This is a genomic window from bacterium (assembly GCA_021372775.1).
Taxonomy (GTDB): domain Bacteria; phylum Acidobacteriota; class Polarisedimenticolia; order J045; family J045; genus JAJFTU01.
Genome location: JAJFTU010000269.1, coordinates 1 through 14,808, shown reverse-complemented (window position 1 = coordinate 14,808; position 14,808 = coordinate 1). Strand labels below are relative to the sequence as shown.

Annotated in this window: 11 protein-coding genes; 5 read left to right on the top strand and 6 right to left on the bottom strand. The window is 73.2% G+C overall.

The annotated features are described in order from the left end of the window. From LLG88_09470 to LLG88_09460, 3 genes are all read right to left on the bottom strand, one after another. On the bottom strand, window positions 1–519 hold a 519-nt coding region (locus LLG88_09470; protein ID MCE5247131.1), incomplete at its 3' end, for a hypothetical protein. Then, entirely contained in the window at window positions 516–1,721 is a 1,206-nt protein-coding gene (locus LLG88_09465) for a DUF362 domain-containing protein (protein MCE5247130.1), read from the bottom strand. The genes LLG88_09465 and LLG88_09470, both read right to left, overlap by 4 nt. 945 nt (window positions 1,722–2,666) lie before the next feature. Beyond that, a complete protein-coding gene (locus LLG88_09460; protein ID MCE5247129.1) occupies window positions 2,667–3,806 on the bottom strand; it encodes a hypothetical protein in 1,140 nt (379 codons plus the stop codon). Window positions 3,807–4,033: 227 nt separating this feature from the next. Between LLG88_09460 and asnB the strand changes: the two genes are divergently transcribed. The 3 genes from asnB to LLG88_09445 are packed head-to-tail and all read left to right on the top strand — an operon-like array spanning window position 4,034 to window position 8,443. Next, window positions 4,034–6,016, top strand: coding sequence for an asparagine synthase (glutamine-hydrolyzing) (gene asnB, locus LLG88_09455; GenBank protein MCE5247128.1), 1,983 nt, complete (start codon window positions 4,034–4,036; stop codon window positions 6,014–6,016). Next, on the top strand, window positions 6,013–7,650 hold the full coding sequence (locus LLG88_09450; GenBank protein MCE5247127.1) for a glycosyltransferase family 39 protein: 1,638 nt from the start codon (window positions 6,013–6,015) through the stop codon (window positions 7,648–7,650). Before asnB ends, LLG88_09450 begins: the two co-directional genes overlap by 4 nt. A gap of 25 nt (window positions 7,651–7,675) precedes the next feature. Beyond that, window positions 7,676–8,443, top strand: a complete 768-nt coding sequence (locus tag LLG88_09445) for an acyl-ACP thioesterase (protein MCE5247126.1) — start codon at window positions 7,676–7,678, stop codon at window positions 8,441–8,443. A gap of 31 nt (window positions 8,444–8,474) precedes the next feature. Here LLG88_09445 and LLG88_09440 read toward each other — a convergent pair whose 3' ends face one another. The 3 genes from LLG88_09440 to LLG88_09430 form a co-directional block, all read right to left on the bottom strand. Then, complete coding sequence (locus LLG88_09440; protein MCE5247125.1) at window positions 8,475–9,011, bottom strand: CIA30 family protein; 537 nt, start codon at window positions 9,009–9,011, stop codon at window positions 8,475–8,477. A 102-nt stretch (window positions 9,012–9,113) separates the two neighbouring features. After that, window positions 9,114–9,899: an enoyl-ACP reductase gene (locus LLG88_09435; protein ID MCE5247124.1), complete on the bottom strand. Its 786-nt coding sequence runs from the start codon at window positions 9,897–9,899 to the stop codon at window positions 9,114–9,116. A 175-nt stretch (window positions 9,900–10,074) separates the two neighbouring features. Beyond that, the gene (locus LLG88_09430) at window positions 10,075–11,802 is read right to left on the bottom strand and encodes an acyl-CoA dehydrogenase family protein (protein MCE5247123.1); all 1,728 of its coding nucleotides are present in this window, start codon (window positions 11,800–11,802) and stop codon (window positions 10,075–10,077) included. Between the two features lie 157 nt (window positions 11,803–11,959). On the opposite strand from LLG88_09430, the gene grpE reads away from it, so the two are divergent. Together grpE and LLG88_09420 are read left to right on the top strand one after the other, a co-directional pair. Next, the gene (grpE, locus tag LLG88_09425; GenBank protein MCE5247122.1) at window positions 11,960–13,009 is read left to right on the top strand and encodes a nucleotide exchange factor GrpE; all 1,050 of its coding nucleotides are present in this window, start codon (window positions 11,960–11,962) and stop codon (window positions 13,007–13,009) included. Next, a complete protein-coding gene (locus tag LLG88_09420; protein MCE5247121.1) occupies window positions 13,006–14,751 on the top strand; it encodes an Hsp70 family protein in 1,746 nt (581 codons plus the stop codon). Before grpE ends, LLG88_09420 begins: the two co-directional genes overlap by 4 nt. Window positions 14,752–14,808: the final 57 nt, after the last annotated feature.

The window sequence follows — 14,808 nt, the reverse complement described above, 5'->3', positions numbered from 1 at the left end:
GCGGCCGAAGGCGAGCAACGCCTCGCGCACGCCGGGGCCCGGCGCGTCGGCCGTCGCCAGCACGTAGCGCGTTCCCTTGAGCAGCTGGAGCTGCTGCTCGCCGATCGTGTGCCGCGCGGCGAGCGACGGATCGGGGGTCTCGCGGCCGCACTTCATCAGGTAGACGCCGAGCGCCGCCGCGGCGTCCTTCATCCGGTAGACCTCGAAGACGATCTCGACCCCTTGCGCGCGGAACGACTGCACCGTCGCCCGCTCGAAGCCGAACTCGAGGAAGAGCTCCGCGCCGCCGTCGATGTGCCCGTAGAGGTCGTCGGCGACGAAGAGCGCCGTCGGCCCGGAGCGGACGAAGGCGCCCGCCGCGCCGTTCGGCGGGACGAGCGCCGCGTCGTCCGAAACCGGCGAGACGGCGCCGGCCGCCGGCGCCGCGTCGCCCGCCGCGCCCGGCGCCTCCCCGCCGGCGAAGGCGGGGAGGCCGAGCGCGCAGGCCGCGATCGCGGCGACGACGGCCGCGCTCCTCACAGTTCGACCCGCTTGAAGTCGATCTTCGCCGGGTCGGCGACGCCGAGCTTCAGCGTCTCGGCGTACCGCAGGTAGTCGGTGTAGCGCGGCCCCTCGCTCACCTTGACCCCTTCCGCCTTCCGCTTCGCCAGCATCTGCTGGTGGCCGATCATGTCCATCGCGAACGGATCGGTGGCGAAATAGAGCGACTGCAGCGGGTAGACGAACGCCTCGTTCGGCATCGGCCCGCCGTCGTACTGCCCGCGCAGCCCGTCCATCACGTTGAGCGCCAGCTTCTCGCGGATCCACGGCGCGGCGAGCACTTCCGTGCAGACGTTGAAGAAGAGCGGCTTGTGCAGCCGGCCGGTGTTGCAGATCGCGCCGTAGCCGAGGTTCTTCGTGGCCATCGACACGCCGTTGCCGGTGTTCTTGAAGACCGGGACGTTGATGATCCGGGTCAGCTTCTTCGTCACCAGCTTGCCGAAGAACGACTTCTCGCCGTTGAAGACGTGCTGGTTGAGGTAGAACTCGTCGTCCTTGTAGCCGGCCACGCCCTTGCCGAGGATTCCCTTGGCGAAGTAGTAGGCGTCCTGGTCGAAGCTCTTCTCCGAGAGGTGATGGCCGTCGGGGCCGCGCCACTTGTTCCCCTCTTCGTCCATCGTCTGCAGCCCTTCGATCGCCACGCCGGGGAACCGCGCGGCGGTGAAGCCGGCGTCCTTGAGCATGTAGTCGAAGCGGTCCCAGACGACGATCCGCTTGCGCGGCACGCCCCCTTCCTCGAGCCAGCGGATGATCGCGTCCACCACCTCGAGCCGCGTGTTGATCAGCGGGCCGACCGGGTTGACCTTGATCCCGACGACGTCCTTCTTGTCGATCAGCAGCTTGAAGGCGCCGGCGGGATCCTTGCCGGTCAGTTCCTTGAGGCCGCGGCGGAACGAGGCGTCGATCGCCGCGCCGTCGAACTTGCCGTCCTTGAGGCAGGCGTTGTTGACGACCTGCACGACCTTGCCCGGGAACGGGCCGGGGAGCGCCCGCGGGCCGCGCGGCGTCTTGAGGAAGTCGTCGATGTTCGTCTCCGGCTTGGCCTCGGCCGCGGCCTGGGCGAAGAGGGGGCGGCCGAGCACGGCGCCGCCGACCGCCGCGGAGCAGACGCCGAGCGTCTTCACGAACGACCTCCGGTCCACGCCGGATCCTGACGTCACGGTTTCGTCCCGATGTTCCATGGCGCTTCCTCCCACCCTTTCGCGGCCCGCGAAATCTCGGCGCGGGGGGCGGCGCCGACGAGCGCCGCGGCCGGCCGCGCGAACGGGCGATTTTCCCCCGCGCGGGCGCGGCGCGTCGCCGGGCGGCGCCCCTTTTCCGTCGAACGGCACGCGTCGCAGGCGCCGGCGGCGTTCCTCGCCCGACGAACCGATCTCCGACCGGCTGGCGGATCGCTGACCGACGGACCGATCGCCGGACGACGGACCGATCGCCGACCGACGGGCCGATCGCCGCCGACGGGCCGATCGCCGCCGACGGGCCGATCGCCGCCGACGGGCCGATCGCCGATCAACGGACCGATCGCGACCAACCGACCGATCACCGGCCAACGGGCCGATCACCGGCCGACGGGCCGATCGCGGGACGACGGACCGATCGCCGACCGACGGGCCGATCACCGGCCAACGGGCCGATCACCGGCCGACGGGCCGATCGCCGCCGACGGGCCGATCGCGGGACGACGGACCGATCGCGGGCCGACGGACCGATCGCCGCCCGACGGACCGATCGCCGATCAACGGACCGATCGCGGGCCGACGGGCCGATCGCCGATCAACGGACCGATCGCCGATCAACGGACCGATCGCCGTAGGGGAGGCTGGCGCGCCCCGATTACCGTGTCCCCGCGACAGATCCCTCCGCGCCTGCCTCCCGACGTGATGCCCGCGAAACCTTGCCGTTCGGTTTCAAAGGCAACGTTGCGCGGGGATCACGTCGGGAGGCAGGCGCGGCGGCGGCGCCGTTGTTCCGACGGTCGTCGGAGCGCGCCAGCCTCCCCTACACGTTCAACGGCAACGGTGCGCGGGGTTCACGTCGGGAGGCAGGCGCGACGGCGGCGCCGTTGTTCCGACGGTCGTCGGCGCGCACCGGCCGCCCCCACCGGTTTCAACGGGCGCGGCGCGCGGTCACGGGGCGGCGCGACGGAGCTGCCAGGCGTAGGCCCGCGCCTCGGGCCACGAGTCGAGCCACTCCGGCTCGCGGGCAAAGAGCGCCGCGGCGTCGGCCGTCTCGTACCGCCGCCACGTCCGGCCGCCGTTGTCGCTGCGGAAGACGCGCCCCTGTTCGTCGATCAGCGCGGCGCGTTCGTCGCTCTGCAGCCGCAGCGCGCGGATCCGCGCGTCCGGCAGCGGCAGGCGCGCCCACGTGCGGCCGCCGTCGCGCGTCGCGTAGGCCGGAGCGCCGGCGACGGCGTCGAACGTCCATCCGAGGCGCGCGTCGGCGAAGCGGGGCGGCGCCAACCAGACGCCGCGCGGCGCGGTCAGGACCGGCGCGAACGAGCAGCCGCCGTCCTCGCTGCGCGCGATCCCCGCCGCGCCGTCGGGCGCGCGGAACGCGGCGACGAGCGCGGCGTCGTCGAGGAAGACCGCGCCGTCGAGCGCGAGCGGCCGCGCCGCCGGCGCGGGACAGGCGCGCCAGGTGAGGCCGAGATCGTCGCTGATCATGCCGCGCGCCGCGGCGCCCTCCGCGACGAGCGCGAAGGCGCGGGCGCCGCGGAACGCCGCGTCCGAGCATTGCCGCTCCAGGACGCGCCGCCACGAGCGGCCGGCGTCCTCCGTGCGCCACGTCCCCCCCGCCGCGCAGAGCAGCGCGACCCGCGCCGTGGCGAAGCGAGGCGTCGACGCGGCCGGACCGAGCGGCGGGGCCTCGAACGCAAGCTCGCTCCACGAGGCGCCGTCGTCGGCGGTGAAGAGGAGCGCGGCGCGTCCGGCGGCCGACGCTTCGAGCCAGACGCCGTCGCCGCCGGCGTAGAGGACGCGCGCCGGGAAGAGCGAGTCGGGCCGCGCCTCGCGGAACGTCGCCGACGCGGCCGCGGGCAGCGCGGCGGACGTCGCGGCGGGCGCCGCCGCCGCAGGCGCGGCCGGCGCGGTTTCGGCGGCCCGCGCCGTTTCGGCGCCGGGCGCGGGCTGTTCCGCCGCCGGCGGCTGCGCCGACGCGCGTCCCCCGTCGGCGCGCGGCCGCATCTTGACGAGCTGCACCGTCGCGAAGAGCAGCAGGCCGACGAGCAGCAGGAGCATCGCGGCGACGACCATCGTCAAACGCTTCATGGCGCCAAAGACGATACACCAACGGCTTCAGCGCGGCGCCGCCTCGCCGCCGTCGGCGCCGCCTCGCCGCGGTCGGCGGCGACGCGTCGCGGCGCGACTCGCTTCGCGGGAGACTGCATCGCCGGCGCGCAGGCCGTCCCGGCCGACGCGAGGCGCCGCGGCCGCGCGTTTCAAGCGTCGCCCCGCCCGCCCGGAGCGACGACGAGGCGAACGACGGCGCATAGGGTATGCTTCCGGCTTCAAAGGGAGTCTTCCGGCGCGTGTGCGGCATCTGCGGAATAGTCGGCGGTCCTGAACGAGACGAACGGCGCGCGGCGACCGTGCGCGCCATGTCCGCGACGCTCGTGCACCGCGGTCCGGACGGCGTCGGCGACGCCTCCTGCCGCGGGGCCGACCTCGGCTTCCGGCGCCTCGCCATCGTGGACGTCGGCGCCGTGCCGCCTCCCTATTCGACCGAGGACGGCCAGGTCTGGTCGGTCTGCAACGGCGAGATCTACAACGGCGACGAGCTGCGCCGCGGCCTCGCCGAGCGCGGCCACCGCTTCGCGACCGACGGCGTGGACACCGAGGCGATCCCCCATCTCTACGAAGAGGTCGGGACGTCGCTGCCGGAGCGGCTCGACGGGATGTTCGCCTTCGCCGTCTGGGACGCGCCGCGCGGCCGTCTCCTCCTCGCGCGCGACCGCGCCGGCGAGAAGCCGCTCTTCTACGCGCCGCTGCCGGACGGCCGGCTCGCCTTCGCCTCCGAGCTGCGCGCGCTGCTCGCCGTGCCCGAGCTGCCGCGCGCGGTCGATCCGCAGGCCCTCTCCCGCTTCCTGCTCCACGACTATTTCCCCGCGCCGCTCACGCCGCTGGCCGGCGTGCGCAAGCTCCCCGCGGGGCATCTCCTCGTCTGGGAGAACGGCTCGTTCCGCGTCGAACGGTACTGGAGCCTCGCCGAGCGCTTCGGCGGCCCGAGCCCGTCCGATCCGCGGCGCGCCGCGGAAGAGCTCGACCGCCTCATCGCGCAGGCCGTGCAGCGCCGCAAGCGGAGCGACGTTCCGGTCGGCGTCTTCCTCTCGGGCGGCCTCGATTCGACCGTCGTGCTGGCCCATCTCTCCGAACAGAACGGCCCCGGCGTGCCGGTCTTCTGCCTCGGGCACCGCGACCCGGCGTTCGACGAGAGCCGCTTCGCCGCCGAAACGGCGCGCTTCTACAAGGCCGACTTCAACGCGCTGATCCTCGACGAGCCGGAGCTCGACGACGGCCTGCGGCGGATCGCCGAAGGGTTCGACGAGCCGCTCGGCGACGCCTCGATCATCCCCACGCACCTCCTCGCCCTCTTCGCCCGGCGGAAGGTCAAGGTCGTCCTCTCCGGCGAGGGGAGCGACGAGCTGTTCGCCGGCTATCCGACCTACCTCGGCGACCGCCTCGCCGACTGGTACCTCAAGCTCCCCGCCGGCGCGCGGCGCGGCCTGCTGAAGACGCTGCACGCGCTGCTGCCGGTGAAGATGGGGAACAACGGCCTCGACTACCTCCTCGGCCGCTTCGAGCAAGGGGCCGACCTCGGGCGGATCGAACGCCACCACGCCTGGTTCGGCAGCATGCCGCCCAAGCGCCAGCGGCCGCTCTTCGGCCCGGCGCTGCGCGCGGCGCTCGACGGCGACGATCCATTCTCCAGCGCGCGCGCCGTCGTCGGCGGCCGGCCGCTCCCCGACGCGATCTCCGAGCTGCTGCTCAGCGACTTCTCGATGTACCTGCAGGACGACCTGCTCACCAAGGTCGACCGCGCGACGATGCTCGCCTCGCTCGAGGCGCGCGCGCCGTTCCTCGACCACGAGCTCGCCGAGTACGCCGCCGCGCTGCCGAGCGCCTTCAAGCTGCGCGGAACGACCGGGAAGTGGATCCTGCGCCGCGCCGAAGCGCGACGCCTGCCGCCCGACGTGCTGCGGCGGCGCAAGCGCGGCTTCACGATCCCGTTCTCGCGCTGGCTCCTCTCCGGCCTGGGGCCGCGCATGAAGCGGCGCTTCGCCCCGGAGCGGGTCGAGGCGCGCGGCCTCTTCGATCCCGCGGCCGTCGCCGCGCTGCTCGACGAGCATCTCGAGCGGCGCGCCGACCACAAGAAGCCGCTCTTCACCCTCCTGACCCTCGACCTGTGGTGCGACCGCGTCTTCGGCGACGGAGCTCCCGTTCCGCTCGCCGCGGAGAGCGGCGCCGGAAAGGGCCTATGACGCGCGCCCGGCGGCTCGTCCTCATCCTCGCCTTCGTCGTCTTCGCCTGGAACGCGTGGGGCTACGACCTCTGGGCGCCCGACGAGCCGTACTTCGCCGAAGGGGCGCGCGAGATGCTCGCCGACGGCCAGTGGCTCGTGCCGCACGTCAACGGCGTCGTCACCACCGACAAGCCGCCGCTCTTCTTCTGGCTGATCGCCCTCTGCTCCGCGCCGTTCGGCGGCGTCGCCTCGCTGACGGCGCGGATGCCGTCGATCCTCGCCGGGCTCGGAACGGTCTGGCTGACGATGCGCCTCGGCCGGCGCCTCGGCGGCGAGCGGACCGGCGTCGTCGCCGGGATCGTGATGGCCACGTCCTACCTGCTGTGGGACAAGGCGCGCTCGGCGCAGATCGACTCGCTCCTCTGCTTCCTCGTCCTCGCCGCGATCTCCGCCTTCGAGGCCTGGCGCGCGGGGGACCTCGACGGGCGCCGCGCGGGCTGGATCTTCTGGATCGCCGGCGGCCTGGCGACGATCGCCAAGGGACCGGTCGGGTTCCTGCTGCCGCTCGGCGCGGCGCTGGTCGTCCTCGCCTTCGACCGCGACCTCAAGTCGTGGCGCCGCTTCGCGCCGTTCACCGGCCCGCTCCTCTGCCTCGCGGTGATCGCGCTCTGGGCGCTGCCGGCCGAGCTGTGGGGCGGCGAGTATTCGCTGTTCGGCGCGCTGAAGACGCACTTCTTCGACCGCGCGCTGCACGGCATGCACCACAAGAACCCGCCGTGGTACTACGTCGGGGCGATCGCCGCGCAGTTCATGCCGTGGACGCCGCTGCTGCCGGGCGCCGTGCTGCTGGCCTGGCGGCGGCGCGCGGCGAAGCTCGACCGGCTGCTGCTGCTCTGGCCGCTCTTCGTCGTCCTCTTCTTCACCCTTTCCGGCGAGCGCCGCGACCTCTACGTCCTTCCCGCCTACCCCGCGCTGGCGCTGCTCGTCGCGCGCCTCGCCGCGCACGCCGCCGGCTGGGACGAAGGCGAAGGGGCGGAGGCCGTCTCGCCGCGCTGGGCGACGTGGGGTTGCGGAATCGCCGGGGCGTTCTTCCTGCTCGCCGGCATCGCCGCGCCGCTCGTCGCGCGCAAGCAGGCCGAGGCGCTCTTCTTCCCCGCCCTGGCCGTCGGCCTCGCCGCGGCCGCGACCGGCGTCTGCGCGCTCGTCGCCGCGCTGCGCGCCCGTCCCCGCGCCGCCTTCTGGGCGGTCGCCGGCGGCGTCTCCGCCGTCTTCGTCGTCGCCGTCTCGCTGCTCTATCCGCCGCTCGACGCCGTCAAGTCGGCCCGCTCCTTCGCCGTCGCCGCGCGCGCCGAAACGGAGAAGTACCGCGCCGCGGGCGGCGAGGTCCTCGCGTTCGACCTGAGCAACGTGCCGGAGGCGCTCTCGTACTACGGGCGCGGCTTCTACACCAAGGAGACCGACGACGCGCAGGCGCTCGCCGCCCACCTCGGGCGCGCCGAGGAGGCGTTCGCGGTGGTCAGCTGGCGGGACGCGCGGCGCGCGCTGCCGCCCAAACTGCTGTCGCGGCTCACGATCCTGGAGCGCCGCGACCTTTCCAAGATGGACGTCGCGCTGGTCGTCAACCGGCCCGCGGCGCCCGGAGCGGCGCGCTGAGGAGAGCGCGCGCCCGGAGCCGAACGTGATCGATCACCCTTCCGTCGTCCGCGACAGCTACGTCGTCCGCGCCGCCGAAGTCGAGCCGTCGGGCCGTTTGTCCGGCGCCGCGCTGGCGCGCCTGCTCTCCGAGACCGCCGGCAACGGCGCCGTGAAGCTCGGCTTCGCGATCGAAGACCTGATGCAGCAGGGCCTCACGTGGGTCCTCGCGCGGCTGCGCGTCTCGATCGACGCGTGGCCGACGTGGAAGGAGACGCTGGCGATCGAGACCTGGCCGTCGAGCGGAAGCGGGCTCGTCGCGACGCGCGACTTCCTGCTCGAGGACGGCGCGGGCCGGCGGATCGGCGAGGCGACGAGTCTGTGGATGGTGCTCGACGTCGCGACCCGCCGGCCGGTTCGTCTGCCGGCCAGCGTCCGGGCCACTGAAAAGCCGGACAGGCCGCGCGCGCTCGACGGCGCGCTCGACCCGCTCGGTCGCCCGCGGGACGGCGCGGAGGCGGGCGAGTTCGCCGTGCGGTACGACGACATCGACGTGAACCGCCACGCGAACAACGCCTGCTACGTCGGCTGGGCGCTCGACTGCATCCCGCCCGACCTGCGCGCGTCGCGCGAGCTGGCGGAGTTCGGCGTCGACTTCCGCGCCGAGGCCCACTTGGGGGACCGCCTGCGCGGCGAGCTCGAGCTGCGCGAGGACGAGGACGGCGCGGAGACGATCGGCCTGCACCGACTCGTCCGCGCCGAGGACGGCGTCGAGCTCGCGCTCGCGCGGACGCGCTGGCGCCGGCCGCGGTGACGCGCCGCGCCGCGCCCCGTCGCGCGGGCCCTCAGCGGTAGACGGAGATCGACGCGAGCTCCAGCTGGAAGAAGCCCCACTGCCGGTCGGCGATGACGAAGCCGAAGGAGCGGATCGCCGAGCGGTCGAGCGGCGGCGCGTCCGGCACGAGCTTCCCGTGATAGACGGGAACGAACGCCGCGAACGGCAGCTTCACCGTGATCCACGCGTTGTTGGGCGTCTCGAACGCCGCCTGGTACTGCAGGGCGTCGAACTCCGCCGCGACCTTGAGGTTGAGCTTGTACCGCTTGCCGTCGCCGCGCACGCGCAGCGCGACCCCCTCGAAGCCGGCCAGGTCGAACGCGAACGCGGGGCTGCGCACCGAGGCGTAGCCGCCGTGGTTGGCGAGCGAAACGAAGCCGCGGAACAACGTGGCGCCGGCGGGACCGGGAACGAGTTCGCACTTCGACGCGCCCCCCATGACCGCGTCGCCGATGGGGAACCAGCCCGCCGCCGCATCCGCGTCGAGAAAGTCGACGAGCAGCAGATAGCCTTCGTCGGGCCGCCCCTTGACCGTCAGTTGATGCATCGTCCGCTCCGAGCGTCCATCGAGAAAGTACGCGCAAACCCCCTTCTGCGGAACGCGCGGCGGCCCCGCGCCGGAACGCGTCCCTTCCGCCGGTCCGCGACGCTAGACCCCCAGCGCGTTCGCGCCGCAGTCCACGTAGAGCGTCTCCGCGGTCACGCCGCGCGACAGATCGCCGGCCAGGAAGACCGCGGCGCCGCCGACGTCGCCCCCCTCGACCGCGCGGCCGAGCGGCGCGCGGCGTTCGTTGCGGGCGAGGATCTCCTTGAAGCCGCCGATTCCCGCCGCGGCCAGCGTCTTGAGCGGCCCGCCCGAAATCGCGTTGACCCTGATCCCGCGCGGCCCGAGATCGTGGGCGAGGTAGCGCACCGAGCACTCCAGCGCCGCCTTGGCGACCCCCATCACGTTGTAGCCGGGAACGACCTTCTCCGCGCCGTAGTAGGTGAGGGCGAAGATCGAGCCGCCGCCGTTCGCCGACATCTGCTCCGCGGCGCGCCGCGCCATCGCGACGAGCGAGTAGGCGGAGACGTCGAGCGCGCCGTGGAAGACGTCGCGCGGCGTGCCGACGAACCGCCCGGGCGCCAGCCACTCGCGGTCCGCGAAGGCCACGGAATGGACGAGGAAGTCGAGGCGGCGATGGTCGCGGGCGTAGTCGGCGAAGACCCGGTCCAGGTCCTCGTCCCGCGACACGTCGCAGGGGCGCAGCCACGGGTCGGGCAGGCCGAGCGCCTCGATGGCGAAGCGCGCCCGCGCCTCGTTCTTCTCGCCGGGGAGCGAGGCGAAGGCGCACTGCGCGCCGTTGTCGTGAAGGGCCTTGGCGATGTGCCAGGCGTACGACCGCTCGTTGGCCACCCCGAAGATCAGGCCGGCCTTCCCTTGCAGCAGATCCATCGGCGCCTCTCGCGCGGCGGCGTGTCCGTCTCCGCCGGGGCGGAAACATACGGCGAGTCGCGCCGCGCGCAGCGCGACGAAAAAGGGCCGCCCGAAGGCGGCCCCTGTCGTTGAATGGTCCGGAATCCCCGCGAACGGCCGCGAAAACGAGGGCGGCCGATTTCGCCCCGGCGGGTCAGTGCAGCGGCGCGAAGTAGCGCCCTTCGTCCCGCAGGATCTCGGCGATCTCGTCGTCGAGGCGGTCGCGCAGCGCGTCGATGTCCTCGAGCTCGCGCCGCACCTGCGCCGCCGAGTCGTCCACGAAGCGGCTGGCGAGGATGATGTCGCGGCGCGCGCCTTCGGCGCCGCGGGCCTCGACGCGCATCGTCGCGCGCGAGAGCGTCGCCGCCATCGCGTAGACCCGCATCGCGGCGTCGGCGATGCGGCGCAGCGTGTACTCCTGGCCGAGGATCGCGCGGCGGTACTTCTTCATCACGCGGCGCACCGTCGCGGCGAAGAGCGCGAGCGACGCGGCGAACGCCTCCCCCTGCGCGGCGAGCGGTTCGGCGATCCAGCGCGGCGCGGGAACCGGGACGATCCCCTCGCCTCCCTCCGCGCGCTCCATGACCTGCGCGCCGAGCGCGGCCTTCGCCGCGCGCATCTCTTCCGTCGCCCGGCGTCCCGGCTCCTTCAGCCCGTCGAGCGTGGAGGCGAGGCGCAGGATCTCGTTGGTCCCTTCGAAGATCAGGTTGATCCGCGCGTCGCGCAGGTGCCGCTCGTACGGGTACTCGACCATGTAGCCGATGCCGCCGACGGTCTGCACCGCGTCGTTGACCGCGCGCCAGAGGTGCTCGCTGCCGAAGACCTTGCAGTAGCCCGCCTCGACCGACAGGTCGATCCCGCCGCGGTCCACGAGGCCGGCGGTCAGGTAGACCATCGACTCCGCGCCGTAGGTGTCGGAGGTCATCCGGCCGAGCTTCTCGCGGATCATGCCGAACTCGAGGATCGGCTTGCGGAACTGCACCCGCTCCTGCGCGTGGCGCGAGGCGAGGCGGATCAGCTCCTTCGCCGCGCCGGTGCAGCCGGCGCCGAGCGAGAGGCGGCCGGTCTCGAGGGTCCGCGTGGCCATGCCGAAGCCGTCCCCGGGGGTGCCGACGATCCGGTCGGCCGGAACGAGCACGTCGTCGAAGGCGAGCTCGGTCGTCGAGCTGCCGCGGATGCCCAGCTTGTGCTCCGAGGGGCCGTTGGTGAACCCGGCCTGGCCGCGCTCGACGACGAAGCCGGTCACGCCCTTCGCGTCGCCGACGGGGCCGCCCTCGGCGCGGGCGAAGACGGTGAAGACGTCGGCGTAGCCGCCGTTGGTGATCCAGATCTTGTTGCCGTTGAGCCGGAACGCCTGCTTCTCCGGATCCCACACCGCGCGCGTGCGCAGCGAGCCGGCGTCCGAACCGGCGCCCGGCTCGGTGAGGGCGAAGGCGCAGAGCTTCGTCCCGGCGGCGATGTCCGGCAGGTACTTCTTCTTCAGCTCCTCGGAGCCGAAGAGGACGAGCGGCTTGGAGCCGATCGAGAGGTGCGCCCCCACGAAGACCGAGAGGGAGGCGTCGGCGCGCGTGACCTCTTCCATCACGCGGCAGTAGGAGGTCGCGCCGAACCCGTAGCCGCCGTACTCCTCGGGGATCGTCATCCCGAGGATTCCCATCTCGGCGAGGGCGGCGCGGACTTCGGCCGGAATCTCCTGCTCGCGGTCGATCGCGGTCGCGTCGAGATTGTCCTTGGCCCAGTCGCGGAAAGCCTCGCAGGTCAGGTCGGCCTGCTCCTTCTCCTCGTCCCCTTGCGTCGGGAACGGGTAGAACGACTCGTCCTGCAACTCGCCCACGAACAGGCCGCGGCACGCGGTGGTCTCGACCGACTTCTCTTCGCTCATCTTCTGAGTCCCCTTGACCCGCCGTCAAAACGGATGCGGGCGCGCCATGTTACCCGCTCCCCGGCCCCGGCTCACATCCCCCCCCGGCGGGGGAGCGCCGCCCCCGGGGCGTCAGCAAGGACGGCCGTCGGCGTCCCCTTCGCGAAAGGGGACCGGCATGTCGTCCGTCGAACCGACCATCGACGGCGCGCCCGCGAGGCTCGCCGCCGAACTGGAGCTGTTGAAACGGGAGCAGTTCAGGACCCGCGCGGCGCTGGAGGCGCTCGAGGAGCGGCTGCTGGCGCGCCTCGAGGGGACCGCCGACGAGCGGCGCGCGGAGCTCGAAGCGGAGGCGGCGCGGCTGCGGCTCGAGGGGGCCGCCCTCGCCAAGCGGGACGTCCTCTGGCGCGAGCGGGCGATCGCCTTCTTCAAGGCGCTCGAGAACGGCCTCGGGGCGCCGGGGCTCGACGCGAAGTACCGGCGCGCGATCGAGAAGACGCTGGCCGACTTCCGCCGCCTCGTGGCGCCGATCGGCCTCGACCTGATCGCGCCCGAAGCGGGGAGTCCGTTCGACGAGCGCGCGCACCGCGCGATCGGCGCGGCCGCCGCGCCGGGGCTGCCGGACGGCGTGGTCGCGCGCTGCGCCGCGTGGGGCTACCGCGTCGGCGACGAGATCGTCGCCCCGGCGGAGGTGCTGCTCGCGGACGTCGGCGCGGCGCCGCTCGAGGAGCGCGGCGGCGAAACCCCGGACGTCGCGGGAAACGACGCGGGGAACGCCGCGCAAAACGGCGCGGCGCAGGACGTCGGGAACGAAGCGGCGGCCGCCGAACGATCCGCCGCGCGCCGCTTCGCCTCGGGCGCCGCATGGCGCGATCCGCGCTGGGCGGCGATCGCCGTGCTGGCCGCGGCGGCGGCTTGGTTCGCCGCGCGTCCCGCGCGCGTCGCGCCCGCGGCCTCGTCCGCGGAACGGACGCCGGCCGCCGCGATCGCGGACGCGCCGATCGCGCCGGCGAACGCCGACGCGCGGCCGATCGCGCGCGGCCGCGACGGCTGGACGGTTCACGTCGTGCGTCCCGGCGAGTCGCTCTGGTCGATCGCCCGCGACGCCTACGGCGACGGCTCGCTGCACGGCCTCGTCGCCGCCGCCAACCCCGGCCTGCCCGCCGGACTTCCTCCGGGAACCCGCCTGCGCCTGCCCGGCGCCTCGATCAAGGAGAGCCAACGATGAACGACGAACGCTTCGCCGTGGGAATCGACCTCGGCACATCCACTTCCGAAATCTGCGTCTTCCGCGACGGGCAGCCGGTTCCGATCGTCGATCCGTCGTCGCCCGCGAAGAGCGCGATCGTCCCGTCGCTCGTCGCCGTCACGCCGCGCGGCGAGCTGGTCGTCGGCGAGGCGGCGCGCAACATCGTGGACGCGCCGGGACGCGGCGCGCGCGAGTTCAAGCGGATCATGGGCGACGGCGGACGCGTGATCCTCGCCGGCGTCGAGCACCGTCCCGAGGAGATCGCGGCGCTGCTGCTGCGGCAGCTCAAGGACAACGCCGAGGTCGCGCTGGGGCGGACGGTGCGCGACGTCGTGCTGTCCGTCCCCGCGAACTTCCCCGATTCGGCGCGCCAGGCGACGCTCGACGCGGGGAAGCTCGCCGGCCTGGAGATCCTGCGGCTGATCAACGAGCCGACCGCCGCCGCGCTCGCCTTCGGCGTGCGCCATCTCGAGGCGGAGGAGACGCTGGCCGTCTTCGACTTCGGCGGCGGAACGCTCGACGTCACCGTGCTCGAGATGATGGAAGGGGTGATGGACGCCCGCTGCAGCCAGGGGGACTCGAAGCTCGGCGGCGCCGACTTCGACGCGGCGCTGGTGGAGCTGATCCTGGCCAAGTTCCGCGCCGAGCGTCCGGGGGTCGCGCCGGGCGACCAGGTTCGGCGGCGGCTCAAGAACGACGCCGAGCGGGCCAAGATCGCCCTCTCCTGTTCGGCGTCGCACGTCGTCTCGATCCCCAACTTCGCCTCGTCGGACGGCGAACTGATCGACCTCGAGGTCGAGGTGACGCGCGCCGAGTTCGAGCGGGCGGTCGCGCCGCTCGTCGCGCGGGCCCGCGCGGCGCTCGACGCCACGCTCAAGACGAAGGCGATCGCGCCGGAGTCGGTCTCGCGCGTGCTGCTGGTCGGCGGCACGACGTACATCCCGTGCGTGCGGACGATGGTCGCCGAGTTCTTCGGCCGCGAGCCGCGGACCGACGTCTCGCCCGACCTCGCGGTCGGGATGGGCGCCTCGATCAGCGCGGCGATCGCGACGGGTCTGCTCGCCGACGAGAAGGCGCTGATCCTCACCGACGTCTCGCCGTTCGGCCTCGGCGTCCCGGTCCTCCAGCGCGTGGGCGGTCAGCCGATGCTGGTCTACGACGAGCTGATCGCCCCGAACCAGACGATTCCGTACTCCGTGCAGCGCGAGTACTCGCTGATCAGCGAGGACCAAGAGGCGGTCGAGATCAGCCTCTTCCAGGATCCGACCGGGCGCGCGCAGCTCCCCGAACAGGCGATCTTCACCGGCATCGCGGGGGAGATCACCGACATCCCGCCGGCGATCGTCGGCGGGCCGCACGAGCTGCGCCTCGACTTCAGCTACGACGCCAACGGCATCGTCAACCTGACCGCGACGATCCCGGCGACGCGGCAGCAGGTCGCGGTCCAGTACAAGAGCTCGCCGGCGCGAATGGGCGAGTCGGAGCTCGCGCAGGCCAAGCGGCAGGTGGACGAGCTTTGGAAGAAGAGCCCGAAGGCCAAGGAGCACGCCTCGGTCATCGCCAAGGCGGAGCGGATGCTCCCCGGCCTCGCGCCGCAGCCGCGCGCGGAGCTGACGACGCTCCTCCTTCGGCTCAAGGGCGCGCTGGCGGAGCAGGACGTGGAGGCGATCGACGACGCGTCGTCCGCCCTCGTGGACAAGCTCTTCTCGCTGGACAACTGACGGAACGGGGGGGAAAGGCATGGCCAACGAACTGTACGAGCGGCTCGGCGTCGCGCC

Excerpts from the sequence above, each read along its gene's own strand:
- LLG88_09420 (MCE5247121.1), top strand. The coding sequence starts at position 13,006 with ATGAACGACGAACGCTTCGCCGTGGGAATCGACCTCGGCACATCCACT.
- LLG88_09465 (MCE5247130.1), bottom strand. The coding sequence starts at position 1,721 with ATGGAACATCGGGACGAAACCGTGACGTCAGGATCCGGCGTGGACCGG.
- grpE (MCE5247122.1), top strand. The coding sequence starts at position 11,960 with ATGTCGTCCGTCGAACCGACCATCGACGGCGCGCCCGCGAGGCTCGCC.
- LLG88_09440 (MCE5247125.1), bottom strand. The coding sequence starts at position 9,011 with ATGCATCAACTGACGGTCAAGGGGCGGCCCGACGAAGGCTATCTGCTG.
- LLG88_09435 (MCE5247124.1), bottom strand. The coding sequence starts at position 9,899 with ATGGATCTGCTGCAAGGGAAGGCCGGCCTGATCTTCGGGGTGGCCAAC.
- LLG88_09460 (MCE5247129.1), bottom strand. The coding sequence starts at position 3,806 with ATGAAGCGTTTGACGATGGTCGTCGCCGCGATGCTCCTGCTGCTCGTC.
- asnB (MCE5247128.1), top strand. The coding sequence starts at position 4,034 with ATGCTTCCGGCTTCAAAGGGAGTCTTCCGGCGCGTGTGCGGCATCTGC.
- LLG88_09450 (MCE5247127.1), top strand. The coding sequence starts at position 6,013 with ATGACGCGCGCCCGGCGGCTCGTCCTCATCCTCGCCTTCGTCGTCTTC.
- LLG88_09430 (MCE5247123.1), bottom strand. The coding sequence starts at position 11,802 with ATGAGCGAAGAGAAGTCGGTCGAGACCACCGCGTGCCGCGGCCTGTTC.